Source organism: Oceanicella sp. SM1341, from assembly GCF_003448965.1.
Taxonomy (GTDB): Bacteria; Pseudomonadota; Alphaproteobacteria; order Rhodobacterales; family Rhodobacteraceae; genus Paroceanicella.
In genome coordinates this window covers 51,581-78,443 of sequence record NZ_QRGC01000024.1, presented here as the reverse complement: position 1 = coordinate 78,443, position 26,863 = coordinate 51,581, and the positions used below count along the sequence as shown (strand labels likewise).

Genomic DNA, 26,863 nt, shown 5'->3' with positions numbered 1-26,863 from the left:
GGGCCGTTTCCGGCGGAATCTTGCCACCCTTGCGGGGATATCTTCATCTTGTGTGAAAGTTCCGGCATTTCGCCAAATCTGTGCTAAGCTTTGTTGCGAAAGAGCCGGGAAAGCCTGTATGGAGGGCTTCTCAACCGGGATAACAAAGGCGCAGGCCACGAGCTTGCGCGAGGCGATGAGCGCAGGATGCGGGACGAGAGCGTCATAGCCCTTCAGGGGTTTGACTCCTATGAGCTCCGGCTGGGTGATGAACTCAGGGGAGAACGCGCGTCGCTTGGGAAGTCGCTGCTCGACGTGCAGCGCGACCTCAAGATCAAGGCCGCCTACATCGACGCGATCGAGAACTGCGACGCCTCCGTCTTCCCGAATCGCGGCTTCATCGCCGGCTACGTGCGGGCCTACGCGCGCTACCTCAATCTCGACGCCGAGGAGACCTACCGCCGCTTCTGCGACGAATCGGGCTTCCGCGGCGTGAACTCCGACCTCGCCGGCATGTCGCAGGCCCGCCGCCAGCAGAACGTGCCCGGCTCCGCGCGCTCGATCTCCGACGAGATGCTGCGCAAGTCGCGATTCGCGCGGCCCACCGCCCCGGACATCTCCTTCGCCGCCCTTTCCGGCCTCGGTTCGGTGCTGATGCTGGCGCTGCTCATCGGGGGGCTGGGCTACGGCGGCTGGTACCTGCTCAAGGACATCCAGCGCATCGGCTTCGCCCCCATCGCCCAGGTGCCCGACGTGCTCGACGAGCCGAGCGCTCCCGTCGCGCCCGAAGGCAGCGAGATCGCCTCCGGCGCGCCTTCGGCAACCAGCCCGCGCGAGCTCGCCCTCACCGAGATCTACGCGCCCCGCCTCGAAGCGCCGGAGATCGAGCCGCGGGACGGCCCGATCGCCGCGATCGACCCCAATCGCATCGGCCATTTCGCCCCGCGCCTCGCCGGCACCACCGCGGTGCTGCCCGGCACCGTGGCCGATGCCGGCACGGCGGTGGTGCCGGTGCTCCCGGAGGCCGTGGTCTCCGCGGTCGAGGCCGCCGTCGATGCCGTGCCCGACCAGGTGGCCCTCGCCGCCCCGGCCGGCGTCTCGGTCTATGCGCGCGAAAACGCCTGGGTGCGGGTGTACCTGCCCAACGGCACCGTGCTGTTCGAGAAGATCCTCAGCCCCGGCGAGAGCTACGAGGTGCCCGACGATCTCGACGGTCCGCTGCTGCGCGCCGGCAATGCCGGGGCGGTCTACCTGCGGGTGGGCGGCAAGGTGTTCGGCCCGCTGGGCAGGGGCACCGGCGTGGCGAAGAAGGTCTCGCTCGTGGCCAACGACGTGCAGGCCTCCTGGCCGCAGGCGAGCCTCGCCGCCATCCCCGACACCCCGGTCGCAAAGAACGCCGCTCTCCCGGCCTCGGAGTAACCCGGGCCGGGGGGTGACATTGCCTCCGCCCGGGCCTATTTTCCCGACCAGCACAGCAACGGCGCGAGCAGGGCACCCGACATGAGCAACAGCATCCGTCCGTGGCGTGACATCTACCGCCGCAAGAGCCGCCAGATCCACGTGGGCAAGGTCGCCGTCGGCGGCGATGCCCCGATCTCGGTCCAGACCATGACCAACACCCCCACCACCGACGTCGCCGCCACCGTGGCGCAGATCCGTCGCTGCGAGGAGGTGGGGGTCGACATCGTCCGCGTCTCGGTGCCCGACAGGGAGAGCTCGGCGGCGCTGAAGGACATCGTGGCCCAGGTGAACGTGCCCGTGGTGGCCGACATCCACTTCCACTACCAGCGCGCCATCGAGGCCGCGCAGGCCGGTGCCGCCTGCCTGCGCATCAATCCCGGCAACATCGGCTCCGCCGAGCGGGTGCGCGAGGTGGTGAAGGCCGCGCGTGACCATGGCTGCTCCATCCGCATCGGCGTGAACGCGGGCTCGCTCGAGCGCCACCTGCTGGAGAAATACGGCGAGCCTTGCCCGGAGGCGATGGTCGAAAGCGGCCTGCACCACATGAAACTTTTGCAGGACAACGACTTCCACGAGTTCAAGATCTCGGTGAAAGCTTCCGACGTGTTTCTCGCCGCCGCCGCCTACCAGGGCCTCGCGGATGCCTGCGACGCTCCCATCCACCTCGGCATCACCGAGGCGGGCGGGCTGATGTCGGGCACCATAAAGTCGGCCATCGGGCTGGGGAACCTGCTCTGGATGGGCATCGGCGACACGCTGCGCGTCTCCCTCTCCGCCGACCCGGTGGAAGAGGTGAAGGTGGGGTTCGAGATCCTGAAATCCCTCGGCCTGCGCCACCGCGGCGTCACCATCATCTCCTGCCCCTCCTGCGCGCGGCAGGGCTTCGACGTGATCAGGACCGTCTCCGCGCTGGAGGAGCGTCTCGCGCATGTCCAGACCCCGATGAGCCTGTCGATCATCGGCTGCGTGGTGAACGGCCCGGGCGAGGCGCTGATGACAGACATCGGCTTCACCGGCGGCGGCGCGGGCTCGGGCATGGTCTACATGGCCGGCAAGCAGGACCACAAGATGGACAACGCCCGCATGGTCGACCACATCGTCGAGCTGGTGGAGGCGCGCGCCGCCGAGATCGAGGCCGAGAGGGCGAAGATCGCGGCCGAGTGACGGTTCAGCCGGCCCGCTCCGGCCGCTCCAGCCGCGAGGACGGGGTGAGCGCGCAGCCGCCGCTCACCTCGCGCCAGGTCGGCACGTTCAGCGACATCGCGCAGCGGGCGAGGAACACCCGCCCGTCCACTTCGAGGCAGCGGGTGTCGCCCATCTCCACCCGGGCGCCCCGGCTGTCGGTGCAGTAGCAGTCCGGCGCCTGGCGCGCGGGGGCCGGAGCCTGTGCCGCGAGCGGCCAGGGGCAGAGCAGCACAGCGATGGCGAGCGCCCGTGACATGCGCCATCCTAGCACGGAACGCGCCGCCCCACGAGGGCGCTTGACCATTCCCGCGCCGCGGTCCAATGCTCCTGCGCATGATCCCGAAGGAAAAGCTCGACACCATTTCCCAGCGCTTCGCCTACCTCGAAGCGCGTCTCTCGGAGGCCCTGTCGCCGGCCGATCTCGCGGCGCTGTCGCGCGAGTATGCCGAGCTGAAGCCGGTGGCCGAACAGATCGCCGCCTATCGCGCGCTGCTAGAGGATGAAGCCGCCGCCCGGGCCCTGCTCAACGATCCCGAGGTGGCCGGCCTCGCGCGCGAGGAACTGGCCGCGGTGGAGGCGCGGCGCCCGGAGCTGGAACAGGCCATGCGCGTGGCCCTGCTGCCGCGCGACATCGCCGACACCCGCCCCGCGATCCTCGAGATCCGCCCCGGCACCGGGGGTGACGAGGCCTCGCTCTTCGCCGTTGACCTGCTGCGCATGTATCAGCGCTTCGCCGAGAGCCAGGGCTGGAGCTTCGAGATCCTCGACGAGACCGACACCGAGCTCGGCGGCATCCGCGAGGTGGTGGCCGCGGTGCGCGGGCCCGGCGTGTTCGCCCGGATGAAATACGAATCCGGCGTGCACCGGGTGCAGCGCGTGCCGGAGACCGAATCGGGAGGCCGCATCCACACTTCCGCCGCCACCGTGGCCGTGCTGCCCGAGGCGGCCGAGACGGAGGTGGAGATCCCCGCCGCCGACATCCGCATCGACACGATGCGCGCCAGCGGGGCGGGCGGCCAGCACGTGAACACCACCGACTCGGCCGTGCGCATCACCCACATTCCCACCGGCATCGTGGTGACCAGCTCGGAGAAATCCCAGCACCAGAATCGCGCCCGCGCGCTGGAGGTGCTGCGCGCCCGGCTCTACGACATGCAGCGCCAGCAGGCCGCCGACAGCCGCGCCGCCGAGCGCCGCTCGCAGGTGGGCTCGGGCGATCGCTCGGAGCGCATCCGCACCTACAACTTCCCGCAGGGGCGCATGACCGACCACCGCATCAACCTCACCCTCTACCGGCTGGAGCAGATCATGGCCGGAGACCTCGGCGAGGTGGTGGACGCGCTGGTGGCCGCCGACCAGGCCGCGCGCCTGGCCCAGCTCGAGCCATGAGCGAAAGCCGCGCCGCCCTTCTGGCCCGCGCCGGCGCCGCCCTGCGCGCCGCGGGCGTGCCCGGCGCGGAGCGCGACGCGCGGCTGCTGCTGCGCGAGGCCTCCGGGCTGTCCGCGGCGCGATTCTCCACCGAGCTTGCCGATCCGCCGGGAGGGGAGGAGCATGAGCGGTTTTCCGCCTATCTGGCGGCGCGGCTGCGGCGGCAGCCGGTGTCGCAGATCCTGGGCCGCCGCGCCTTCTGGGGGCGGGACTTCCGCGTGACCCCAGATGTGCTCGACCCCCGGCCGGAAACCGAGCTCATCGTGGAAATCGCGCTCGAGGGCCCGCCGCGCCGCAAGGTGCTGGACCTGGGCACCGGCTCGGGGATTCTGCTCGTGACCTTGCTTGCAGAGTGGCCCGATGCACGCGGAACGGGAATTGACGCAAGTTTTCCCGCACTCGAGGTTGCGCGGGAAAATGCCGTCAGCGCAGGGGTTTGCGAGCGCAGCCTGCTGCGGCATGGCAACTGGCTCGACGGGATCGACGAAACATTTGATTGCGTCGTCTCGAATCCTCCCTATATCTCGGAAAGTGCGATGGCGGGGCTCGCCCCGGAATTGCGCGACTGGGAGCCGGACATGGCTCTCACCCCCGGCGGAGACGGACTGGATGCCTACAGGCAGATCGCAGCCGGACTGGCCAGGATACTCGAACCCCAAGGACTTGCCCTGTTCGAAATCGGTTACGACCAGGGCGATGCTGTTCCGGAAATCTTCCGGAATTCAGGGTTTTGCCACGTTTCCCTGAGGCATGATCTCAACGGTCAGCCGCGCGTCGTGGTAGTGCAGGGATGACACAGTATAGGCAAGATTCCGCCGAAAACTGTTTCTCTCTCGCGTTTAGGGGTTGAGTCATACATCTGGCGCAGTGTAGACAGATCCTGTCCGGACGAGACTGCACTGAGAGGCAGCACTCCCAGGGGGCCGGACCGACTAATTGGCATTGCGGGAATACACCGGCGGAATTTCGCTTGTGCACGGCTCTGGGCCAGTGCCCGCAGCACACCCATGTGCAGGAAATCGAATGAGATCTTCGAACAAGAATCGCTCTCGCAACAAGAGCAGCCGCAAGAGTATCGGTAACATCGTCAACCGAGTGTTTGACAGTTCCGGACCCGAAGGCAAGGTGCGCGGCACGCCGCAGCAGATCATCGAAAAATACACGACCCTCTCGCGGGACGCTCAGACGTCCGGTGACCGGGTCGCGGCAGAAAACTTCATGCAGCACGCGGAACACTACATCCGCATGCTCAGCGAAGCGCAGCGCGAGCTCAACGCGCGCAGCGAAACCGGGCAGGGCAACCAGAACGCCATGACCGGCAACGAGGAGCAGCCGCGGGACGACTCGCCGCTCGCCACCATCGAGGACGACCACTCCGAAAGCGGGCTCGTCGAGACGCCCGAAAGCGCGGAGAAGGCCGAGGAACCTGCTGCCGCCGCGGAAGAGACCCCGGCGCCCGCGCCCAAGACCCGTACCCGTGCGCCCCGTCGCCGGACGCCCCGGAAATCCGAGGCGAAATCCGATGATCAGGGTGCCCAGGAGCCGGAAACGGCTTCCGCGTCGGTGGGCTGACGCCCGCCGCTCAACGTGCCTCGAACGCGCGCGCAAGCGCGCAGAACTCTGAGAGATCAAGGGTTTCGGCACGACGGGTGGGTTCGATACCCGCCGCTTCAAGCAAGGCCTCCGCATCGCCCCCGAGGGCACGGAGACTGGCTCGGAGCATCTTGCGGCGCTGCCCGAAGGCCGCCGCGACGACACGTTCCAGGAGATCCGCACGCGCCGGGTAGAGCGGCGCGGGACGGGCAGCGAGATGCACGATCGCCGAGGTCACCTTCGGCGGCGGGGTGAAGGCCTGTGGCGGAACCTCGAACACCATGCGTGCCTCGCAGCGCCATTGCGCAAGCAACGACAGCCGCCCGTAAGCCTTCGAGCCCGGGCGCGCCACGATACGTTCGGCGACTTCCTTCTGGAACATCAGCGTCATGCTGCTCCAGAACGGCGGCCATTCCGCGGGCGTGAGCCAGCGGATGAGCAGTTCCGTGCCCACGTTGTAGGGCAGGTTGGCCACGATGCGGATCGGGGCGGTGAGCTTCTCGCGCGGGTCGATCTTCAGCGCGTCGCCCTCGATCACCTCGAGGCGGCCGGGGTAATGCGCGGCCACCTCCGCCAGCGCCGGCAGGCAGCGGGAATCGCGCTCGATGGCGAGCACGCGGCGCGCGCCTTCCATGAGCAACGCGCGGGTGAGGCCGCCGGGTCCGGGGCCCACCTCCAGCACGTCGCATTCCTCGAGCTTGCCGGCGCTCCGGGCGATGCGCGCGGTGAGATTGAGGTCGAAGAGGAAGTTCTGCCCCAGCGCCTTGCGCGGCGCGAGATCGTGTTCCGCGATCACCTCGCGCAGCGGCGGCAGGCCGTCCGGGCTGCGGTTCACGCCCGCGCTCCGGCCATGTCGCGCGCGAGGCGCAGCGCCGCGATCAGGCTGTCGGGCCGGGCCACGCCGCGGCCGGCGATGTCATAGGCGGTGCCGTGATCGGGCGAGGTGCGCACGATGGGCAGGCCCAGGGTCACGTTCACCCCGTCATCGAAGTTCAGCGTCTTGGTCGGGATCAGCGCCTGGTCGTGGTACATGCACACCGCCGCGTCGTAGGTGGCGCGGGCGCGCGGGTGGAACATGGTGTCGGCCGGGAAGGGGCCGGTCACCAGCATGCCCTCGGCCGCGAGCCGGTGCAGCACCGGGATGATGCGCTCGATCTCGTCGAAGCCCATCGCGCCGCCTTCGCCCGCGTGGGGGTTCAGCCCCGACACGGCGATGCGCGGCGCCGGAATTCCGAAATCGCGCTGCAGCCCGGCATGAGTGACACGCAGCGTCTCCTCCAGCAGCTCGGGCGTGAGCGCGGCCGGCACCTGCGACAGCGGGATGTGGATGGTGACCGGCACCACCCGCAGGTCGGGCCCCGCCAGCATCATCACCGGGCGCGGGCTGTCGCACAGATGGGCGAGAAACTCGGTGTGGCCGGGAAAGCCGAAATTCGCGCCGTCCTGCAGCGCCTTCTTGTTGATCGGGTTGGTGCAGACCGCGGCCGCCTCGCCGCCGAGCGCCTGGGCCACCGCGCGCTCGATCGAGCGCACCACCGCGGCGGCGTTCCGCGCGTCGGGCTGGGCCAGGGTGACGGGGCGTTCCAGCCGCTCGGGCAGCACCGGCAGCGCATCGGCCATGCAGGCGGCGGCCTCCGAGGGGGCTGCGATCTCGCGCACCGTGCCGCCGAGGCGGCGCAGCCAGTCCGGGTCGCCGATGATGTAGAACACGGTCTCGCTGCGCAGGGCGGCCCAGGCGGCGAGCGTGAGCTCACCGCCGATCCCCGCCGGGTCTCCCATGGTCAGCGCGATGGGGCGCATCAGCGATACTCGATGACCGCGTCGCGGCGCAGCTCCTGCAGGTAGCCCGCAGCGTAGGATTCCATGCGCTGGTTCACCAGCCGCGAGCGGGCCTGCTGCAGCTCGTCGCTCGTGGCGTCGCTGGCCGAGGCCGCGTCCTCGGTGCGGGCGCAGACCATCACGATGGACATGCCGGCGGGCACCCGCGCCACGCGCGCCATGTCGCCGGCCTGCACGTTGGCGAGGGCCTCGCGCTCGCCCTGCGGCAGCGAGGAGAGCGCCACCGGGCCCTCGAGGCCGGAGCCGGGCCCGTAGCTCGCCTTGCGCGCGTCGATGTCGGAGCAGCTCGAGATGTCGCGCACCACCTGCTGGGCCTCGGCCCGGGCGGCGGTCTCGTCGGCCTCCGTCGCGCCGTTGCGCAGCGGGATGACCAGCCGCGCAACGGTCACCTGGGCGGCCGGCACGGCGGAGGCGGCATCGCCGGTGGCGATGGCATCCTGGCGCACGTCGAGCACCTTGAGCATCACCACCGCGTCCGGCACCTCGATGGGGCGGGTCACCTGGCCGGTGGTGAGCAGGGCGAGCTCGTCGCCGATCTGCGGCGGCATGCGGTCGAGCGGCATCCAGCCCACGTCGCCGCCCTGCGGCGCGCTGCGGGTGCGGCTGTACTCGCGCGCGGCGGCGGCGAAGTCACCACCGTTGGAGAGCTCCTCGTAGAGCCGGTTCACCAGTTCGCGCGTGCGCTCGGGCCCGCGCTCGCGCACCGGGATCACCAGTTCGGCGATGTGCAGCGAGGTGGGGCCGACGCCCTGCGTGGAACCCTCGGCAGTGGCGGCGGCGATCTCGGCGTCGGTGGGCTGGGCGCGGGGCAGGTAGCGCACGCGCATCGCCTCGCGGAAGGCGGCCTGGTTGGCCACGAGATCGACCACCGCCTGGCGCGACACGCCGGCCTCGCCGATGCGCCGCACGAATTCCTCGCCGGATTCGAAGCCGCGCTGGCGGGCGAAATCGTCGAGCGCGGCCGCGATCTGGTCCTCGGAGAGCTCGATGCCGGTGCGGCGGGCCGCCTGGGCGCGCAGCTTGTCGTCGATCAGGCTCTCGATGGCGGGCTGGGGGTCGTTGCCCTGCGCCGCGCCCATGAGCTGCATCATGCGCAGGCGCTGCGCCACGTCGAAATTCGTCACGAGGGAGTCGTTCACCACCACGGCGGGAGCGAAGGGATCTCCCTGCGCCTGCTGCGCCATCCCGGGAACGGGGGCGAGGGCGAGGAAGCTCAGCACAGCGGCCAGACGCGCGAACATCGAAATTTCCTTCTTCTCGTCAATCATCGGCCTGGTCATCCTCAGCGGGTGATCAGGCGGCACCGGTCTGCCCGGCGGGCGCGGGTGAGGTCTGAGCCCAGTCCGGCAAGGCGCACCTGTACCCCGAAACTCGTGGAAGCGTCCACCGTCTCCGAGCTGGTGAATCGCCGGTAGACCGAAAAATCGATCTCGAAACACTCGTTCCCGTAGGTGATCCCGGCGCCGGCCCGAACGAAACTCTCCTCCTGGAAATCATACCGCATGCGCCCGCTCACCGACCAGTTGCTGTCGATCACATACGAGGCATCGACAGCGCCTTCCGAGCGCTCGTCGAAGGCCTGGGCCTGCGGGTCCGGGGTGAGGTAGACATAGGAGCCGGCGAGGGTGAGCGGGCCGTAGGCGCTGTCGAGCCGCACCTCGTAGCGGTCGAACTCCATGTCCTCGCGCAGCAGCACCCGGTTCACCAGGCTCAGGTAGGGCGGCAGCTTGAAGGTGACGGCACCCACATAGTCCGAGGCGCGGCCGTCTAGGCCCGGCACGTCGTCGAACACGTCCTGCGGCTCGTTGCGCAGCACCCGGCCCACCACCGTGCCGATGCTCCAGCCATCGGCGTCGAAGCGCTCGTAGCGCACGCCGAGGTTGGCGCGGAAGCCCGGCTCCACCCGGTCGTAACCGGCGAAGCGCGAGGTGTCGAACAGGTTGGTCTCGTCGAATTCCACCAGCGCGCTGTCCTCGTTGGGCAGCAGCGACTGGGTGGTGCTGGGCTCCGACCAGATCAGCTGGGCGATGGGCTCCAGCACATGGGTGGCGTTCTCGGTGGACTGGATGAGCGGGTAGCGCATGTCCACGCCGAGCTCGGGGGTGAAGCGCGGCTTGTACTCGTTGGGCACCTCGTCGCTGTCCCAGGTGCGGAAGGCGTCGAACTGGGCCGAGCCGAAGCCGCGCAGCGTGACGCCCGAGGCGGTGATCCAGGTCTTCTCGTAATCGACGATGGCGGTGGCGCGGAACGTGTCCTGCCCCTCCGAGCGCTTCAGCCCCACCGAGTTGAGCGTGATGCCGAGGTCGCCGCCGAAGGTGGGCTGCCAGACCTGCTGGAGGTCGAATTCCGGCAGGGCGAAGGGGATGGAGCCCTTGCCCTCGTCGTCGCGCAGGCTCTGGAAATAGGCGGTGCCGATCTCCCAGTAGCCGTCGCGGCGGAACGAGGAGATGGCCGCCTCGGAGGTGAGCCGGTCGTCCTCGGAATACTCGAAATCGGAGAGGAAGCCGTCATCCGTCACCAGCCGGCTGTCGAAATGCCCGAAGATCGTGTCGGAGAGATAGTAGTAGCCGTCGCCGTTGAAGGTGCCGCGCAGCGGGCGGGCGACCGTGTCGAGGCTGTTGTCGTAGGTGGCGACACCGCCGAGGCGCAGCCGGCCGTTCTCGAAGCGCCGGCGGTACTCGCCCTCCAGCAGCAGGCCCTCGTCGGTGGTGATGAACGGGGTGATGGTGGCGTCGCTCTGCTCGTCGATCACCCAGTAATACGGCAGCTTGGCGCCGTAGCCGAAAGTGTCGGACTGGCGGAAATCCGGCATCAGGAAGCCGCTCATCCGCTCCACCGTCGGGTCCGGATGGCTGAAGTAGGGCAGGTACATCACCGGCACGCCGAGCAGGTCGAACGTGGCGTCCTCGTAGTGGATCTTCTTCTCAAGCTGGTCGTGCACCACCCGGCGGGCGCGGATGCGCCACCAGGGCTCGGGGTATTCGGCGCAGACCTCGCAGTTGGAGAACACCGCCTTGCCGAGCACGTTGTAGCGCCCGCCCACGCGCTGGCCCTCCACCGCGGCGATGCGGAAGCGCTGTGCGAGCACCGAGCGCGCCGATTGCAGCAGGCCGTTCTGCAGGTCGCGGTCGAGCTCGGCGTAATCGGCGTAGAGGGTGGAGCCGTCGGGGTTGCGCACCACGATCTGGCCGGTGGCGGTGATCTGGTCGGTGGCCTGGTCGTAGACGATCCGCTCGGCCGTCAGGGTGCGGTCACCGTAGAACACCTCCACCGAGCCGCTGGCCGTGAGCTTGCGGCCCACGGAATCGTAGGTCACCTCGTCGGCGACGAGCGTGACCGGAAGGTCGTTGCGAAGCTCCACGAGCTCCTGCGTGAAACCCGGCGCCGGCGCGCAGAGCGCGCCAGCCGCAACGAGAACACCGAGGATGCCGCCTCGTGCCGTGTTGAATGCCAAACCCATCCCTTCCTTTGACGCCGGGGCCCCTGCGCCGGGCAATTATCCGTCCTCGAGATAGAACAGCAATCCCAGCGCCAGCAACATCGCCGCGGCCGGTGGAACCCATGCCGCGATCAGTGTCGGAATCGCCCCCGAAGCCCCGAGAGCCTGTGTGATATCCGAGACGAAGAACAGGGCAAAGCCCGTAAGCGTGGCCCCCACCAGCATCAGCCCTATGCCGCCGAAGCGCACGTGGCGCATGGAGAAGGCAGCACCGATCAGCACCATGGCCGAGTAGAGCAGCGGCTTGGCAAGCTCGGTCTGGAAATGCATCTCGTGGCGCAGGGTGGAGAAGCCCGAGGCGCGCAGTGCCTCGATGAAATCCGGCAGGTCCCAGAAGCCGATCGCGTCGGGCGAGGCGAAGCTCTCCAGGATGTGGTTGGAGGTGAGGTCGGTGGGCACCTGCGCCTCCTCCGCCTCGTCGCGCACCGGGCTCGCGTCGGGGTTCTCGGGGTCGAAGGTCCAGCGGTGCACGTCGGTCAGCGACCAGACATGGTCGCCGAGGTCGGCCCGCGCCGCCTCGATGCGCGAGAGCAGGGTGTTCTGCGGCCCGAAGCGGAAGAGCGACACCTGCTCGAGCTCGGTGCCTTGCGCGTTCGAGCGCCGGGCGCGGATCACCGTCTGGTCGTCGCGCCCGCCCTGGCGCAGCCACAGCCCCTCGCGCGAGACCGAGAGCAGGCTCTCCTGGCCGCGGAAGTAGCGCGCCTCCAGCGTCTCGAAGCGGCTCAGCGTGGCGGCCGAGATCGGGTTGTACACCGAGAAGGCCAGCACGCCGAGACAGGCGGAGGTGAGCACCACCGGCAGCAGCAGCTTCCAGACCGAAACCCCCGCGGCCCGCGTGACCACCAGCTCCGAGGTGCGCGCCAGCCGGCCGAAACAGGCCATGGCCGCGAGCATGAACACGAAGGGGAAGGTGGTGTTGGCCACCGAGAGCGCGTGCAGCAGCGCGAGCACCAGCAGGTCGCCGAAGCTCGCGTCGGTGTCCGAGCCGCGGCGCATCAGCTCCACGAGGTCGATGAGGATGATGAGCAGCATCACCACCATGAGCGCCGCGGCCAGTGTGCCGAGGAAGCGCCGGGTGATGTAGCGAAACAGGGTCGGGCTCACGTGATGGCCTCCCGGCGCCGGGCGCCCACGTGCCGCCGCGCCAGCAGCCAGACGATGATGGCGAGGGTGATCAGCGGCGGGGCATACATCACCGGCCAGAGCGCGGCGTTGCCCGTGGCCACCGCCTTTGCCGCCACGCCGAGCAGCCGCACCCCGAGCCCCGCGCCGATGGCGAGCCAGATCTGCACCGCGAAGCCGCGGCGCCGGAAGCCGCCGAGCAGGATGAACGTGGCCGCCACCAGCGGCAGCACCAGCGCGTAGAGCGGGGCCACGATCTGCTCGTGCCCCTCGGCGAGGAAATCCCCCGCCTGGTAGCCGGGCTGGGCGCGGATCTCATCGGGCGGGTTCACCAGCGTGCCCACGTAGTATTCTGAGGGCTTGCGGCGGCGGTCGCCGTCGTCCTGCATCAGCGCGGTGAGGTCGTAGGTGAAGGTGTCGAAGCGCAGGGTGGAGAGCGAGGTGGTGCGGGTGTCGTACTGCTGGGCGGTGCCGTCGAACATCACCACCCGCGCCTCGCCGTTGGCGCGCACCAGGGCGGCGCGGTTTGCCGAGTAGGTCACCGGCTGGGCCGGGTTGCGCATGTCGTGGATGAAGATGTCGGCCATCTCGCCGCTGCGGCTCGCGTCGCCCACGTAGATGGTGATGCCGTCGGAGGGGTGGATGAACTGCCCCTCGCGGATCAGCACGTTGGCGATGTCGCCGCGCAGGTCGGCCATGCGGTCGCGCAGCTGGCGGGCGGCGGTGGGCATGAGGTAGAGCGTCACCACCATCATCGCCGCCATGATCATCAGCCCGAACATCGCGACGGGCCGCGCCAGCCCGGCGAAGCTGCGCCCGGAGGCCATCATCACCACGAGCTCGGATTCGGAATAGAGCCGGTTGAGCGCGAAGAGCGTGGCCGCGAAGGCCGAGACCGGCATCACCACCGACATCACCGTGGGCAGCAGAAGCGCCGTGAACTCGGCGAACACCGCCGCCGACTGGCCGTTGTTCACCACCAGGTCGATGATGCGCAGGCTCTGGCTCAGCCAGATCACGCCGGTGAAGATCAGCGCGAAGAAGCCGAAGGGGCCGACGATCTGGCCGAAGATGTATCTGTCGAGCTGGTTCAAGCAACCTCCGTGCCCCCGGGGGAGCGGCTTCCCCCCGTGCGGGCGGGGCGCGTATCCCCCCTTCGGGTATGTTTTTCGCAGGCGCTGGTCAAGATCGGGCAAAGGCACTAGGTGTGATTGCCTGTACAAACGCCCTGCCGGAGGAACGCAATGACCGAGCCAGTCCAGATCAGCTTCGAGGCCGTCGACATTCCCGCACTCGCCGAGGCGGCCGGCTCCATCGCGGTATTCGTTCCGGCAGAGGGCAACCTCGCCCAGCCCCTGCGCCGGCTCGACCGCATGGTCAAGGGCGTGCTGAAACGCGCCATCGAGAGCAAGAGCTTCGAGAAGCTCGACGAGGGCACCGGCATGGTGCTGGCCATGCCGAGCGGGATCGAGGCGGAGAAGCTGCTGGTGGTCAAGCTCGCCCGTTCCCCCGGCCTGCTGCCGGCCCGCAAGGCCGGCTCCTGGGTGGCGCGCAACATGGCCGAGGCCGGTGTCACCGTGGTGGCCCCCAACATCCGCAACCCGCAGGAGATCGCCTACGGTCTCGCGCTGCGCGCCTATGATTTCCGCGTCTACAAGAAGGCGGCCGAGGAAGAGACGCCGCGTCCGAAGGTGGTCTTCCAGGTCGCCGACGCCGAGGCGACGGCCGCCGCCTCCACCCCCTACATGGCGCTGGTCGAGGGCGTGTTCTTCACCCGCGACCTGGTGAACGAGCCTTCCAACGTGCTCACCACCACCGAGTTCGCCGCCCGGCTCGCCGCGATGCAGGAGCTCGGCCTCGAGGTGGAGATCCTCGAGGAGGAGGAGCTGGAGAAGCTGGGCATGCGCATGCTGCTGGGCGTGGGGCAGGGCTCGGCCAGCCCCACCAAGGTGGTGGTGATGAAATGGATGGGCGGCGGCGACGAGCCCCCCTTCGCCCTGGTGGGCAAGGGCGTGGTGTTCGACACCGGCGGCATCTCGCTCAAGCCCGCCTCCGGCATGGAGGACATGACCATGGACATGGGCGGCGCCGGTGTCGTCTCCGGCGTGATGCGCGCGCTGGCGCTGCGCCGGGCGAAGGCCAACGTGGTGGGCCTCGTCGGCCTGGTCGAGAACATGCCCGACGGCCTCGCCCAGCGGCCCGGCGACATCGTGAAGTCGATGAAGGGCGACACGGTGGAGATCATCAACACCGACGCCGAGGGCCGGCTCGTGCTGGGCGACGTGATGTGGTACGCGCAGGAGCGCTTCAAGCCCTCGGGCATGATCAATCTCGCCACGCTCACCGGGGCGATCATCGTCGGGCTGGGCCATGAAAACGCCGGCGTGTTCTCCAACGACGAGACCCTGGCCGCCGCCTTCATCACCGCCGCGCGGCGCGAGGGCGAGGGCGCCTGGCGCATGCCGATGGGCCCGGCCTACGACAAGCTCATCAAGTCGCGCCTCGCGGACATGAAGAACACCGGCGGCCGGGCCGGCGGCTCGATCACCGCCGCCCAGTTCCTCGGCCGCTTCGTGAAGGACGACGTGCCCTGGTGCCATCTCGACATCGCCGGCGTGACCGTGCCGCCCTCCGAGACGGATTTCGCCCCCAAGGGTGCCACCGGCTGGGGCGTGCGCGCCCTCGACCGGCTGATCCGCGAGAAATACGAGGCGGAGTGAGCCCCGCGCCATGTCCGAGGTGCTGTTCTACCACCTGACCCGCAGCACGCTGGAAGCCACGCTGCCCGGCCTGCTCGAGCGCACGCTCGAGCGCGGCTGGCGCGCCGTGGTGCGCTGCGGGGTGGCGGAGCGGGTGCCGGCGCTCGACGGCCTGCTCTGGACCAGCTCCGACGACGGCTTCCTGCCGCATGGCACCGGGCCCGAGCACGCGGAGCGCCAGCCGGTCTACCTCACCGCGGGGCCCGAGATGCCCAACGGCGCCGAGGTGCTGTTCCTCGTCGACGGCGCGCGGGCCGAGACGGCGGAGATGAGCGCGCTCACCCGCACCGTGCTGCTCTTCGACGGCGCCGACCCCGGCGCCGTCGGCGCCGCGCGCGAGGACTGGAAGCGCATCGCCGGGGCAGGGCTTCAGGCCACCTACTGGGCCCAGGAAGACGGCCGCTGGGTGCGCAAGGCAAGCTCCGGCGCGCAGGCGTAGGCGCCCGGGCAGAGCGGGATGTTCCGCCGTGCCGCCGCCCGGCGCGGCGGGAGACCGCCTCCGGCCCCCGGCGGCGCGCAGCTTCTATGCCGATCGCCCCTTCGTCCGGGTGACCGACCGGCCGCCGCAGACCAAATGGGCGAGCGCCTCGAACCTCTCCCTCGTCAGCTATGCCGCCGACCCGGAGCGGAACCTGGTGATCGTGATGGGGGTGGTGGACAACCTCGGCAAGGGCGCGGCCGGCCAGGCGGTGCAGAACGCGAACCTGATCTGCGGCCTGCCCGAAACCGCGGGCCTGGAGGGCGCGCCGGTCTGGCCGTGAGGCCGCGGTCACGGTGCTTCCGGGCGGGCGCTTGCATCATCGCGCGCGCCCGGTCAGCCCGCGTCGCGGCGCGCCGCCGGCATCGCGCCGAGGGTCCGGCCCGGGGGAGGAAATGCCCGACGGATGGATCGACAACGGGTGCAGCGGCCGGCTGGTCGGATGAGGAAAGCCGGTGTCGCGGCCGTGGGCCGGGCAGGCGCGGCATTGCTTACGGTGTTTCGGGCACGCGTGCACTGCCTTGTGAGAAACGCCGAGTAACCTTCTGAGAATGCTGGCTTCCGGACTCGATACCCGTGGCGCCACGGTCCCGCGGAGGGGGCGGGGCGCCGCGCCTCCCGACCGGCCGTTCAGACCGGCCCGCTGCGAAAGAAAACGGGCCGCCCCTCACGTCGCAGAAAGGGGCGGCCCTCACACGGCCTTCACCAGGGTCCGGGGCCCCACCGGCCCCAGGCTTCGGTCGTGCCTCTCCCGGGCTCAGTGGCTGAGCAGCACCGGGATGGGGGCGTTGCGCAGCACCGTGTCGGTCACGCCGCCGAACAGGTCCTCCGCGAATTTCGAGTGCTCGTAGGCACCCATGATCAGCATGTCGACACCCGCGTCCGTGCAGCCGTCGAGCAGGGTCTGGGCCACCGAGCGGCCCTTGCGCGCCCGGATCTCCCGCTCCACCGCGATGCCGTGCCGGCCGAGATGGGTCGCCACGGGGTCGAGGGCGGCGGTGTCCTCGGGGTTGCCGATGGTCAGTACCCGCACCACCGCCTTCGGGTTCAGCAGCGGCAGGGCGTCGCTCAGCGCGCGGGCCGCGGCGCGGCCTCCGTCCCAGGCGATCAGCGCCGAGGAGGCGCAGGTCGCCGCCTCGAACTCCGCCGGCACCACCAGCACCGGGCGGCCCGAGTGCCGGGCCACCACGTCCGGGTGGGCCTCCATGTGCGGGAACTCGCCCGCCTGCGGCGCCCGGCCCATCACGATGATGTCGTAGCAGCGCGAGACGTCCATCAGCCCGTTGTCGGCGGTGGAGAACACGTCGCGGAAATGCACCCGCGCCGGCTCCATGTCCGCGGTGAGCTTGCTGAAGCGCGCCATCACCTGGTCGCGGCGGGCGAGATCGGCCTCCACCAGCTGCTCGGCCACCCCGGCCGGCATGTAGCCGGCGTAGGTGGTGATGATCTCCTGCGGCCCGTAGGACAGCACCCCGGTGAGGTGCCCGTCGTGGGTGCGGGCCATCAGCTTCGCCATGGTCAGCGCGGCGTCGGCGGCGGGCGTGCCGTTGTAGGACACGAGAATGTTCCTGATCGTCATGATGCGGCTCCTTCAGTGGGGACCTGTCGGCCACGGGAGGAGGGATAGCACCGGGGGCGCGCAGCGCACCTTGATCCAGATCATCCTCGCCGCGCTTTTCGCCCCCACTGCGCTTTTCGCGCGGGCAGGGCGCCGGCGGCATTTAAATCGCGGGCCGGACCTGCTATCTCCGCCAGCGGACGAAACCACATTGGCGAAGGCAAGACACCGATGGCGTGGAAAGTATTCATCGACGGCGAGGCGGGCACCACGGGGCTGCAGATCCGCGAGCGCCTGGAGGCGCGCGGCGACATCGCGCTCGTCCAGCTTGCCGATGATGCGCGCAAGGACACCGCTGCCCGGCTGGAGGCCTTCGCGGCCGCCGATGTCGCCATCCTCTGCCTGCCCGATGCCGCGGTGCACGACATCGTGCCGCGGCTCGCCGGCACCGACACCCGGCTGATCGACGCGAGCACCGCCCACCGCGTGGCGCCGGACTGGGTGTTCGGCTTCCCCGAGCTCACTCCGCAGGCGCGCGGCGCCGTGGCCTCGGCCGCGCGGGTCTCGAACCCCGGCTGCTACGCCTCCGGCGCCATCGCGCTGCTGCACCCGCTCGTCTCGCGCGGGCTGATCGCCGCCGACGCTCCGATCTCCATCAACGCGGTGAGCGGCTATACCGGCGGCGGCAAGGCGATGATCGGCGAGTTCGAGGCCGAGGGCCACCCGAAACACTTCGTCTACGCCAACACCCAGCACCACAAGCACGTGCCCGAGATCATGAAGCACGGTGGCCTCGCCCGCCGGCCGATCTTCTCGCCCTCGGTGGGGGATTTCGCGCAAGGCATGATCGTGCAGATCCCGCTGCACCTCGAGGGCGGGCTCACGGTGGAGAGCCTCTCCGCCGCCTATGCCGAGCATTACGCGGACGCGCGCTTCGTCTCCGTGCTGCCGATGGCGGCCTACGAGGGCCGCATCGACCCCGAGCGCACCAATGGCACCAACCGCATGGAGCTCTCCGTGCATGGTGACAGCGAAAACGGCTGCGCCGTGCTCGTCGCGGTGCTCGACAACCTGGGCAAGGGCGCTTCGGGGGCGGCGGTGCAGAACCTCAACCTGATGCTCGGCCTCGACGAGGGCACCGGCCTCACCGGCTGATCGCGGCCTCCGGAGCCGGCGCTGCCGCCGCCGCGCGGCAGCGCGGCGGCCCGGCCCAACGGGAGCGGTGCCGCGCCTCGCGGTGCCGGCGACGGGCGGGAGGGCCCCCGGCCGGTCCCCCCGCGCCTCAGCCGCGCTCGGCGGCCTCCAGCCGTTCCTGGGCGGCGAGCCACAGCGCCTCGGCGCGCTCCAGCCCCTCGATGATCTCGGAGCGCTTGATCTGCAGCGCCTCGATCTTCGAGGGCTCGTTCTTCTCGTAGAACAGCGGGTTGGAGAGCATGAGGTCGATCTTCACCCGCATCTCCTCGATCTTCGCCACCCGGTCCTCGCAATTGCGCACATCGGCGCGCAGGGGGGCGAGGTTGCGGCGCTGTGCGGCCTTCTCGGACTTGCCGGGCTTCGCCGCCTTGCGGTCGGCCTGGGCGCCCGCGTCGCGCACGCCGCCCGAGCCGCGCTCGGAGAGCAGCAGCGAGCGGTAGTCGTCCATGTCGCCGTCGAACCGGCCCACCTTGCCGCCCTTCACCAGCCAGAGCTGGTCGGCCACCGCCTCCACCAGCCAGGGGTCGTGGCTCACCAGGATCACCGCGCCGGCATAGTCGGACAGCGCGTGGATCAGCGCCTCGCGGCTCTCGATGTCGAGGTGGTTGGTCGGCTCGTCGAGGATGAGCAGGTGCGGCGCCTCGAGCGTGCAGAGGAACATCGCCAGCCGGGCCTTCTGCCCGCCCGAGAGGCGCGAGACCGGGTTTTCCACGATGTCGGGCCCGATGCCGGCGGCGGCGAGGCGGGCGCGCTGGCGCGAGGGCGTCTCGTTCGGCCGCACCCGGGCGAGGTGCTGCAGCGGGCTCTCGTCGGCCACCAGCTCGTCGAGCTGGTGCTGGGCGAAATAGCCGATGCGCAGCTTCGAGGAGGTGGTCATCGTGCCCGAAAGCGCGGGCAGCCGCCCGGCGATGAGCTTGGAGAGCGTCGACTTGCCCTGGCCGTTGGCGCCGAGCAGCGCGATGCGGTCGTCCGGGTCGATGCGCAGCGACAGGCCGCGCAGGATCACCGTGTCGCCATAGCCGGTCGCCACGTCCTCCATGGCGATGATCGGGGGGGAGAGCTCCTCCGCCTCGGGGAAGACGAAGCCGGCCACCGCGCTTTCGGCCACGGCGTTGATCGGCTGCAGGCGCTCGAGCATCTTCAGCCGGCTCTGGGCCTGCTTGGCCTTCGAGGCCTTGGCGCGGAACCGGTCGACGAAGCTCTGGATATGCGCGCGCTGCGCATCCTGCTTCTTCTTCATCGAGAGCTGCTGCTCGAGCCGCGCGCGGCGCTCGCGGTCGAACGTGTCGTAATTGCCCTGGTAGAGGGTGATGTCCTGGTCCGAGAGGTGCAGGATCGAGCCCACGGCCCGGTTCAGCAGGCCCCGGTCATGCGAGATGATCAGCGCCGTGTGCGGGTAGCGGGCGATGAAGCTCTCCAGCCAGACCGCGCCCTCGAGGTCGAGGTAGTTGGTCGGCTCGTCGAGCAGCAGCACGTCGGGGCGGGAGAACAGCACCGCGGCGAGGGCCACGCGCATGCGCCAGCCGCCCGAGTATTCCGAGCAGGCGCGCTTCTGGGCCTCGAAGTCGAAGCCCAGGCCGTCGAGGATGGCGGCGGCGCGGGCCTCGGCGGAATGGGCGTCGATGTCCACCAGCCGGGTCTGGATCTCGGCGATGCGCATCGGGTCGGTGGCGGTCTCCGCCTCGGCCATCAGCGCGGCGCGCTCGGTGTCGGCGGCGAGCACCGTGTCGAGCAGCGAGACGGAGCTTGCCTCGGCCTCCTGCCGCACGCCGCCGATGCGCGCGCCGCGCGGCACCTCGATCTCGCCGCCGTCGGAGGCAAGCTCGCCGGTGATGACCTTGAACAGCGTGGTCTTGCCCGTGCCGTTGCGCCCGACGATGCCGGTCTTGTGACCGGTCGGGATGGTGGCGGAGGCGGAATCGAGCAGCCGGCGGCCCTCGATGGAAACGGTGAGATTCGTGATCTTCAACATGCGCCATCCCCTAGCATTGCTGCGCTGCGATGAGCAACGTGGTGCGTGCAGCGCTGCAGCGCAATCCGACCGCCCGCGGCCCCCGCGCCACGCCGGAGGGGGCTGGACCGCACGGGGGCCCTCCCGCCCGTCGCTGCCACCGCGAGGCGCGGCGGCGCTCCCGTTGGGCCGGGCCGCCGCGTGCCGCGGCGGCGTCCGGTCCCGGCGGAAGGTGCGGCGGCGCCCGGGCCCGTGCGGGAGCAGTCGCCGCGGCCTGCGGCGATCGGCGCAGAGCCGCCGGCCTCCCGCCGCGAGGAGAGGTTTGCGGGCATCCCGCTTCCGTGCTAGGAGCCTGCGCGAGCCGGCCGGATCACGGTCCGGCCGCACTGCAGCGCATTCAATTTCCGGGAGCCGCACATGGCCATCGAACGCACCCTGTCCATCATCAAACCCGACGCCACCCGCCGCAACCTGACCGGCAAGATCGTGGCGATGTTCGAGGAGGCCGGCCTGCGGGTCGTCGCGTCCAAGCGCATCCACCTGACCCCGGCGCAGGCCGGCCAGTTCTACGCCGTGCACAAGGAGCGCCCGTTCTACGGTGAGCTCGTCGAGCAGATGAGCGCCGAGCCGGTCGTCGTGCAGGTGCTCGAGGGTGAGGGTGCCATCGCGAAGAACCGCGAAGTGATGGGCGCCACCAACCCGGCCCAGGCCGACGAGGGCACCATCCGCAAGGCCTTCGCCCTCTCCGTGGGCGAGAACTCCGTGCACGGCTCCGACGCCCCGGAGACCGCCAAGGAAGAGATCGCCTTCTTCTTCGCCGGCATCGAGCTGGTGGGCTGAACCGGCCTCCGGCGCGGGCGCCCCGGCACCCGCGCCACCGGACGAGACATGAAACGGCCGCGTGCTCCTGCCGGAGCCGCGGCCGTTTTTCATGGTATCGCAGAGGGTTGCGGGCCGACGCCGCGGGGCTTCAGCCGAAGAGGGCCAGCGGCGCGCGCTCGCCGCGCACGAAGCGCGCGAGCACCGCGGGGTAGAGCCGGTGCTCCATCGGCAGCAGGCGGGCGGCGAGGGTGTCGGGCGTGTCACCCGCCTCCACCGCGATCACCGCCTGGCCGCGGATCGGGCCGCCATCGAGCTCGGCCGTCACCTCGTGCACGGTGCAGCCATGCACGGCCATCCCCGCCTCGAGCGCCCGCTCATGGGTGTGCAACCCGCGAAACAGCGGCAGAAGCGAGGGATGGATGTTGAGCATCCGCCCCTCCCAGGGCGCAATGAAGCCCGGCGTGAGAATGCGCATGAACCCGGCGAGGCAGACGATATCGGCGCCGCTCTGCGCCAGTCGCTCCTGCACCGCGGCGTCAAACGCCTCGCGGTCGCCCCTGAAGGGCTTGTGGTCGACCACCGCGGTGGGCACGCCGAGCGCCTCGGCCTTCGCAAGGCCGCCGGCATCCGGCCGGTTCGAGAGCACCAGCGCAGGCTCGGCCGCCACCGCGCCGGACTGCATGGCCCTCACGAGGGAGAGCATGTTGGACCCGCCGCCCGAGATCAGGATGGCGACGCGGGGCAGGCTGGTGGCAGGGTTCACGCGAGGCTGCCCTCGTAGGAGACGCCCGCACCCGCGGTGACGCTGCCGATGCGGAACACGGTCTCGCCCGCGGCCTCGAGCAGGCCGGCCAGCGTGACCGCCGCCTCCGGCGCCGCGACCACGATCAGGCCGATGCCGCAGTTGAAGGTCTTGAGCATTTCCGCGTCGTCGAGCCCGGCGCTGTCGGCCAGCCAGCCGAACACCGGCGGCAGGTCCCAGGCGCCGAGGTCGATGGCAGCGCCCAGGCCCTCGGGCAGCACGCGGGGCAGGTTCTCGGTGAGCCCGCCGCCGGTGATATGCGCGAGCCCATGCACGCCGCCGGCGCGCACCGCGGCCAGCGCCGGCTTCACGTAGAGCTTCGTGGGCGCGAGCAGGGCGGCGCCCAGCGTGCCCTCGCCGAAGGGGCAGGGCGCGTTCCAGCCCAGCCCGGTGGCCTCGGCCACGCGGCGCACGAGCGAATAGCCGTTGGAATGCACGCCGGAGGAGGCGAGGCCGAGCAGCACGTCGCCCTCCGCCACCTCGCGGGGCAGGGCGGTGCCGCGCTCCATCGCGCCCACGGCGAAGCCGGCGAGGTCGAAATCGCCCGGGGCGTACATGCCCGGCATCTCGGCGGTCTCGCCGCCCACCAGCGCGCAACCCGCCTCGCGGCAGCCGGCGGCGATGCCCTCCACCACGCGGGCGGCCTCGTCGACCGAGAGCTTGCCGGTGGCGAAATAGTCGAGGAAGAACAGCGGCTCGGCGCCCTGGCACACGAGGTCGTTCACGCACATGGCGACGAGGTCGATGCCCACGGTGTCGAGCAGGCCGGTGTCGATGGCCAGCCGCAGCTTGGTGCCCACGCCATCGGTGGCCGCGACCAGCACCGGATCGGTGAACCCGGCCGCGCGGGGGTCGAACAGGGCGCCGAAGCCGCCGAGCCCGTCCATCACCCCGGGGCGCGCCGTGGAGGCGGCGGCGGGCTTGATACGGTCGACCAGGGCATTCCCGGCGTCGATGTCGACGCCTGCATCCCGGTAGGTGAGGGCATTCTTCTGCTCTGACATGGCGGCGGTCCCCGTGCAATCCGGCGCCCGCTTTATCGCATAGATGGGGCAAAGGGAACACCCGCGGCGCGCCCGGTCGCGCCGGCCCCGGCGCCACCATTGACCCGTCTGCGCAACGGTGCCAAACAGTCCGCGCGTGGGTCCGTAGCTCAACGGTCAGAGCAGGCCGCTCATAACGGCTTGGTTGGGGGTTCGAATCCCTCCGGACCTACCAGTAAAATCAATGACGTGGATGCTGACAGGCAGGGCCCCGGAACCCGCCCGGCCGCGGCGCGTGCCGGCCGGCCCCGGTCTCCCTGCGCGGAGGACCCGGCGGGAGCGGGAGGCTGCGGGCCAAGGGGGCGGGTGGCCGGCGTTTCCGGGAAGGGCGCGCGTTCCGGTGGGGCGCCGGGGGGGTGCCGTCACGGGCAGGAGCCCCGGGGCCGTCCGCCGCCGGGCGCGGGGGTGGTCGGCAGGAGCCCCGGGGCCCGCAGCAGACCCGCCGCGATGCCGGCGGGCCTCTCATGCGGCCCGGGCGAGGGTCACGAACCCGTCTCTCGCGGCCCCCGGAACAGGTCCATGTTCGCCTCCCCCCAATCCGACAGGGACAACAGGATCGGGATGAAGGTGCGGCCCCGATCGGAGAGGCTGTATTCCACCCTGGGCGGCACCTGGGCATAGACGACGCGGTTGATGAGCCCGTCGGCCTCGAGCTCGCGCAACTGGTTGGTCAGTGTCCGCTGGGTCACGTCCGACATGAGCCGCATCAGCTCGTTGAAGCGGACAGTGCCGCGGTCGTGAAGGTACCACAGCGCGACGCATTTCCATTTCCCGTCGATCAGGCTGATCGCCGCCTCGACGGCGCAGCCGGGGTTGCTGTCGAGACTGGTGTGGCGACGCTTTGCCATGTCGGTATCCTTTCATGCCGTCGAGGAGCATCATGTGCTGTGCCGGCACCTGAAGATACGCCGCGGGGTGCCTCCCACAAGACCTGAGGCAGCCGGGCGTCGCGCCGAGTGCGGCCGGGCAGGGGGTGTTGCGAAGGAACCGGATGCCCCGACCGATGCCTCCGGGCCTTGCCCCGTTCATGCTCCGCGGGGCCGGATCCTCACCCGAAAACCTGTCAGCCGGCAACCGATCACCCGGGAAGGGGGAGCCGCCATGCCGGCCCCGGGGCGTCCTGCCGCGCGCCGCCTCGCGGAGCAGGGGCGGAGAGGGTGGTATCCTGCAATGCACTGAGGGTGAATCTTGTGCGTGTTTCCGCATTCGCATGTGCTCCCCAGATGCCTGTCACCATCACCCGAGCAAGGAAGGGACAGGATCATGACCGACATGATGAAGGCGATCGTTCTCGAGAAATTCGGCAGCTATGACGCGTTCAGGCTGCGTGACGTCCCGGTGGGGGCCGTCGGCCCCCGGCAGGTGCGGGTGCGCGTGCATGCCACCGCGATCAATCCGCTGGATTACCAGATCCGCCGTGGCGACTATGCCGGATACGTGCCGCTTCCCGCCATCATCGGCCACGATGTCTCCGGTGTCATCGAGGAGAGGGGAAGCCACGTGACCGAGTTCGAGCTCGGCGACGAGGTGTACTACACGCCGAAGATCTTCGGCGGTGCCGGTTCCTATGCCGAACAGCATATCGCCGATGTCGAGCTGGTGGCGCGCAAGCCCGCCAACATCAGCCATGTCGAGGCGGCCAGCCTGACGCTCGTGGGCGGCACGGTGTGGGAGGCCCTGGTCGGGCGGGCCCGGCTCGAGGTTCAGGAAACCATCCTGATCCATGGCGGCGCCGGCGGCGTGGGCAGCGTGGCGATCCAGCTCGCGAAGGCGATCGGGGCCCGGGTCATCACCACGGCGCGCGGCAGCCAGCGCGACTTCGTGCGCGCGCTCGGGGCGGATGAGGTGATCGATTACGTCGAGGAGGATTACGTCGAGGCCGTGGCGGAGCTCACGAAGGGCCGGGGCGTGAACGTGGTGCTCGACACGATCGGCGGCGATGCGCTGAGCAGGAGCCCGCTCACGCTGGCGGATGCCGGGCGGGTGGTCAGCATCGTCGACATCGCGGTGCCCCAGAACCTGATCGAGGCCTGGGGCAGGAACGCGAGCTATCACTTCGTGTTCACGCGCCAGAACCGGGGCAAGCTCGATGCGCTGACCAACCTCGTGGAGCGCGGCCTGATCAGGCCCGTGATCGGGGCTGTGCTGCCGCTGGCGCGCATCGGCGAGGCGCACGAGCTGCTCGAGAACGGCCGCGCGCGCGGGCTTCGCGGCAAGGTGGCGATCGACGTTTCGGGCGGGACAGTCAAGCTGCCGGACCCGTCCTGAGCGCCGGCCGGGCTGCGGTCCGGCATGTCCCCCGAGCCTGCACGGCCAGCGATCGACATGCCGGCTCCGGCCCGCCGTCCCGGGCGGCGCGCATGAGCGCGTGCCGCCCGGGGCACATCGCGCGATGCGCCCTCATGCCCGCCGCGCCGGCCCGGCATGCGCGGGCGAAGCGGCAGCTTCGGCCCCCCTGTCGCCGGCAGGGAGGCGGGCCCCCGGCGGGGCGGCTCAGTACAGTTCCTCGCGGACCCGCTCTGCGATGAAGTCGATGAAGGCACGCACTTTCGGAACCGGCGCCGACATGGGCGGCCAGACAAGCGAAACGCTGCCGCGCGCTTCCGTGTAGTCCGCGAGGACGGCCTGCAGCCTCCCCGCGGCGATGTCCTCGCGCACGAGATAGCTCGGCGCCTGGATGATCCCCAGTCCCCCGAGCGCCGCGGAGGCGAGCGCCTCGCCGTCGTTCAGCAGGATGGCGGGCTTGATCGGCCTCGCCTCGTGCGATCCGCCGAACGCCCATATCTCCGGCCGGCCGGTGGTGGGAAAGCGGTAGTGCACGCAGCAATGCGCATGGAGATCCGCCGGCGTCCGGGGCACGCCGTGCCGGGCGAGATAGTCGGGCGAGGCACAGGTGGTGAAGGTGTGGGGCCCGATCCGCCGCGCGCGCAGGGCCGAATCGTCGAGTTCCCCGAGGCGCAGGACCACGTCATACCCGCCCGCGACGATATCGACCTTCATGTCGTCGAGACTGATGTCGATCGTCACGTCAGGGAAGCAGGCCTGGAAGTCGCGCAGCGCGGGCATGATGATCCTGCGTCCGATCACGGTCGGCACGCTTATCCTGAGACGGCCTCGCGGCGACTTCTGCAGAAGGTGAAGTTCCTGCTCTGCGTCCTGGAGGTGCTTCAGCACCTGCGCGACATGGCGATAGAGCACGTCGCCCTCGCCGGTCACGGCCAGGGACCGGGTGGTGCGGTTCAGCAGCCGCAGGCCCAGGGTGGCTTCGAGCCGGTCCACCGCCTTGCCGACGGCCGATGCGGAGAGCCCGAGCCTTCTCCCCGCGGCCGCGAAGCTGCCGGTTTCCACGGCGGTGGAGAACGCGACGAGGCCGCCGAGCGATTCAATCGTGAGGATTGCGGACATTATGTCCGGTATGTTGCGACGGACATCCCCATTCCGTCAATCACCGCGATCCTCCAAGACATGTCCGGGACTGCGCTGACGCAGACCGGCGCCGCATCGTCGAGCCCGGCTTCCGGGGGGAGGGGCGGCCCGGATTCCCGAACCGACCAGAAGGAGGAACCAGCCTTGTCCATCAGTGCACACGCCCTTGCCCGGGAATTTTCCACGGTCGAACCCGCCTCGACGACATCGCCCCTGGCGGTGCTGCGGTCGATCCTGTCGAACCCGACCGACCTGGAGTTCGTCAGGCAGTTCACGACCGAAGATTTCGTCTACGTGTCGCTCAACTACGATCATCCCGACCTGAAGCGGATCATGCCCTGGGCCGGAACGAACGAGGGCACCGAGGGGCTGGTCCGGACCTTTATCGACGTCGGCCGCTACTGGAGGGTGGACGACTTCCGGATCCAGGACAGCTTCGAGAACGCGGACGGCGCGGCGATCTTCGGCTTCTTCACCTATACGTCGAGTGTCCTGGGGAAGACGGTGACATCGCCCTTCTCGGTTCTGGCGCGCGGTGGAAACGGCAGGCTTTCCTACGTCCAGTTCATGGAAGACACCTTTGCCACCGCCCGCAGTTTCAGGGAAAGCGGCGCCTATCTCATCAAGGCGAGCCCGGACGGACCGGACATCAGCGTCTGACGGGCAGCGCCGCGGCAAGACCACGGGGCTCACCGATGTGCCGGTGTGCCCCGGCGCCCGGGAG

General features: G+C 70.1%; 25 protein-coding genes and 1 tRNA gene. 13 read left to right on the top strand and 13 right to left on the bottom strand.

Annotation, left to right across the window (positions count from 1 at the left end; translation table 11 throughout):
• Positions 1-186: 186 nt before the first annotated feature.
• The gene (locus D3P35_RS19000; RefSeq protein WP_118136752.1) at positions 187-1,398 is read left to right on the top strand and encodes a helix-turn-helix domain-containing protein; all 1,212 of its coding nucleotides are present in this window, start codon (positions 187-189) and stop codon (positions 1,396-1,398) included.
• Between the two features lie 81 nt (positions 1,399-1,479).
• On the top strand, positions 1,480-2,604 hold the full coding sequence (gene ispG / locus D3P35_RS18995) for a flavodoxin-dependent (E)-4-hydroxy-3-methylbut-2-enyl-diphosphate synthase (protein WP_118136750.1): 1,125 nt from the start codon (positions 1,480-1,482) through the stop codon (positions 2,602-2,604).
• 4 nt (positions 2,605-2,608) lie between these two features.
• Here ispG and D3P35_RS18990 read toward each other — a convergent pair whose 3' ends face one another.
• A complete protein-coding gene (locus D3P35_RS18990; protein WP_232830558.1) occupies positions 2,609-2,881 on the bottom strand; it encodes a hypothetical protein in 273 nt (90 codons plus the stop codon).
• A gap of 77 nt (positions 2,882-2,958) precedes the next feature.
• On the opposite strand from D3P35_RS18990, the gene prfA reads away from it, so the two are divergent.
• From prfA to D3P35_RS18975, 3 genes are all read left to right on the top strand, one after another.
• Complete coding sequence (prfA, locus tag D3P35_RS18985; RefSeq protein ID WP_118136801.1) at positions 2,959-4,014, top strand: peptide chain release factor 1; 1,056 nt, start codon at positions 2,959-2,961, stop codon at positions 4,012-4,014.
• Positions 4,011-4,847 carry a peptide chain release factor N(5)-glutamine methyltransferase gene (prmC, locus tag D3P35_RS18980; protein WP_118136748.1) on the top strand — a complete coding sequence of 279 codons (837 nt, stop codon included), beginning with the start codon at positions 4,011-4,013 and terminating at the stop codon, positions 4,845-4,847. Before prfA ends, prmC begins: the two co-directional genes overlap by 4 nt.
• Positions 4,848-5,076: 229 nt before the next feature.
• Positions 5,077-5,625, top strand: a complete 549-nt coding sequence (locus tag D3P35_RS18975) for a DUF4167 domain-containing protein (RefSeq protein ID WP_118136746.1) — start codon at positions 5,077-5,079, stop codon at positions 5,623-5,625.
• A 10-nt stretch (positions 5,626-5,635) separates the two neighbouring features.
• On the opposite strand, the gene rsmA is transcribed toward D3P35_RS18975, so the two are convergent.
• From rsmA to lptF, 6 genes are read right to left on the bottom strand one after another with little or no spacing between them, the layout of a single operon-like run.
• Entirely contained in the window at positions 5,636-6,481 is an 846-nt protein-coding gene (gene rsmA / locus D3P35_RS18970; RefSeq protein ID WP_118136744.1) for a 16S rRNA (adenine(1518)-N(6)/adenine(1519)-N(6))-dimethyltransferase RsmA, read from the bottom strand.
• The gene (gene pdxA, locus D3P35_RS18965) at positions 6,478-7,449 is read right to left on the bottom strand and encodes a 4-hydroxythreonine-4-phosphate dehydrogenase PdxA (protein WP_118136742.1); all 972 of its coding nucleotides are present in this window, start codon (positions 7,447-7,449) and stop codon (positions 6,478-6,480) included. The genes rsmA and pdxA overlap by 4 nt, the downstream gene beginning before the upstream one ends.
• Complete coding sequence (locus tag D3P35_RS18960) at positions 7,446-8,726, bottom strand: peptidylprolyl isomerase (protein ID WP_198670702.1); 1,281 nt, start codon at positions 8,724-8,726, stop codon at positions 7,446-7,448. Before D3P35_RS18960 ends, pdxA begins: the two co-directional genes overlap by 4 nt.
• Before the next feature lie 41 nt (positions 8,727-8,767).
• On the bottom strand, positions 8,768-10,939 hold the full coding sequence (locus D3P35_RS18955; protein WP_157982215.1) for an LPS-assembly protein LptD: 2,172 nt from the start codon (positions 10,937-10,939) through the stop codon (positions 8,768-8,770).
• Between the two features lie 42 nt (positions 10,940-10,981).
• The gene (gene lptG, locus D3P35_RS18950) at positions 10,982-12,088 is read right to left on the bottom strand and encodes an LPS export ABC transporter permease LptG (RefSeq protein WP_157982214.1); all 1,107 of its coding nucleotides are present in this window, start codon (positions 12,086-12,088) and stop codon (positions 10,982-10,984) included.
• Entirely contained in the window at positions 12,085-13,200 is a 1,116-nt protein-coding gene (gene lptF / locus D3P35_RS18945) for an LPS export ABC transporter permease LptF (protein ID WP_157982213.1), read from the bottom strand. Before lptF ends, lptG begins: the two co-directional genes overlap by 4 nt.
• 150 nt (positions 13,201-13,350) lie before the next feature.
• Here lptF and D3P35_RS18940 point away from each other — a divergent pair, with 150 nt between their 5' ends.
• Genes D3P35_RS18940 through D3P35_RS27010 form a run of 3 tightly spaced genes read left to right on the top strand, consistent with a single transcriptional unit; the run spans position 13,351 to position 15,626 of the window.
• Positions 13,351-14,826: a leucyl aminopeptidase gene (locus D3P35_RS18940; RefSeq protein WP_118136734.1), complete on the top strand. Its 1,476-nt coding sequence runs from the start codon at positions 13,351-13,353 to the stop codon at positions 14,824-14,826.
• Positions 14,827-14,836: 10 nt separating this feature from the next.
• Positions 14,837-15,304 (top strand): DNA polymerase III subunit chi, encoded by a 468-nt coding sequence (locus D3P35_RS18935; RefSeq protein WP_118136732.1) that lies wholly within the window; start codon positions 14,837-14,839, stop codon positions 15,302-15,304.
• A 28-nt stretch (positions 15,305-15,332) separates the two neighbouring features.
• Positions 15,333-15,626 (top strand): hypothetical protein, encoded by a 294-nt coding sequence (locus D3P35_RS27010; RefSeq protein WP_370031885.1) that lies wholly within the window; start codon positions 15,333-15,335, stop codon positions 15,624-15,626.
• Between the two features lie 474 nt (positions 15,627-16,100).
• On the opposite strand, the gene D3P35_RS18925 is transcribed toward D3P35_RS27010, so the two are convergent.
• Positions 16,101-16,922, bottom strand: a complete 822-nt coding sequence (locus D3P35_RS18925) for a universal stress protein (RefSeq protein ID WP_118136730.1) — start codon at positions 16,920-16,922, stop codon at positions 16,101-16,103.
• A gap of 210 nt (positions 16,923-17,132) precedes the next feature.
• Here D3P35_RS18925 and argC point away from each other — a divergent pair, with 210 nt between their 5' ends.
• Complete coding sequence (gene argC / locus D3P35_RS18920) at positions 17,133-18,056, top strand: N-acetyl-gamma-glutamyl-phosphate reductase (protein WP_118136728.1); 924 nt, start codon at positions 17,133-17,135, stop codon at positions 18,054-18,056.
• Between the two features lie 127 nt (positions 18,057-18,183).
• Here the strand turns inward: argC and D3P35_RS18915 are convergent, their stop codons facing one another.
• Entirely contained in the window at positions 18,184-20,067 is a 1,884-nt protein-coding gene (locus tag D3P35_RS18915) for an ABC-F family ATP-binding cassette domain-containing protein (protein WP_118136726.1), read from the bottom strand.
• Positions 20,068-20,463: 396 nt separating this feature from the next.
• Here D3P35_RS18915 and ndk point away from each other — a divergent pair, with 396 nt between their 5' ends.
• Entirely contained in the window at positions 20,464-20,886 is a 423-nt protein-coding gene (ndk, locus tag D3P35_RS18910) for a nucleoside-diphosphate kinase (RefSeq protein ID WP_118136724.1), read from the top strand.
• 130 nt (positions 20,887-21,016) lie between these two features.
• Here the strand turns inward: ndk and purN are convergent, their stop codons facing one another.
• Complete coding sequence (purN, locus tag D3P35_RS18905) at positions 21,017-21,631, bottom strand: phosphoribosylglycinamide formyltransferase (RefSeq protein ID WP_304481861.1); 615 nt, start codon at positions 21,629-21,631, stop codon at positions 21,017-21,019.
• Entirely contained in the window at positions 21,628-22,674 is a 1,047-nt protein-coding gene (gene purM, locus D3P35_RS18900) for a phosphoribosylformylglycinamidine cyclo-ligase (protein ID WP_118136722.1), read from the bottom strand. The genes purN and purM overlap by 4 nt, the downstream gene beginning before the upstream one ends.
• A 138-nt stretch (positions 22,675-22,812) precedes the next feature.
• Between purM and D3P35_RS18895 the strand changes: the two genes are divergently transcribed.
• A tRNA-Ile gene (locus tag D3P35_RS18895) sits at positions 22,813-22,888 on the top strand.
• A 307-nt stretch (positions 22,889-23,195) separates the two neighbouring features.
• Here the strand turns inward: D3P35_RS18895 and D3P35_RS18890 are convergent.
• The gene (locus D3P35_RS18890) at positions 23,196-23,561 is read right to left on the bottom strand and encodes a helix-turn-helix domain-containing protein (protein ID WP_118136720.1); all 366 of its coding nucleotides are present in this window, start codon (positions 23,559-23,561) and stop codon (positions 23,196-23,198) included.
• 415 nt (positions 23,562-23,976) lie between these two features.
• Here D3P35_RS18890 and D3P35_RS18885 point away from each other — a divergent pair, with 415 nt between their 5' ends.
• Positions 23,977-24,981 carry a zinc-dependent alcohol dehydrogenase family protein gene (locus tag D3P35_RS18885; RefSeq protein ID WP_118136718.1) on the top strand — a complete coding sequence of 335 codons (1,005 nt, stop codon included), beginning with the start codon at positions 23,977-23,979 and terminating at the stop codon, positions 24,979-24,981.
• A 225-nt stretch (positions 24,982-25,206) separates the two neighbouring features.
• Here D3P35_RS18885 and D3P35_RS18880 read toward each other — a convergent pair whose 3' ends face one another.
• Complete coding sequence (locus D3P35_RS18880) at positions 25,207-26,118, bottom strand: LysR family transcriptional regulator (RefSeq protein WP_118136716.1); 912 nt, start codon at positions 26,116-26,118, stop codon at positions 25,207-25,209.
• 165 nt (positions 26,119-26,283) lie between these two features.
• On the opposite strand from D3P35_RS18880, the gene D3P35_RS18875 reads away from it, so the two are divergent.
• Positions 26,284-26,799, top strand: coding sequence for a hypothetical protein (locus tag D3P35_RS18875; protein WP_198670701.1), 516 nt, complete (start codon positions 26,284-26,286; stop codon positions 26,797-26,799).
• Positions 26,800-26,863 lie beyond the last annotated feature (64 nt).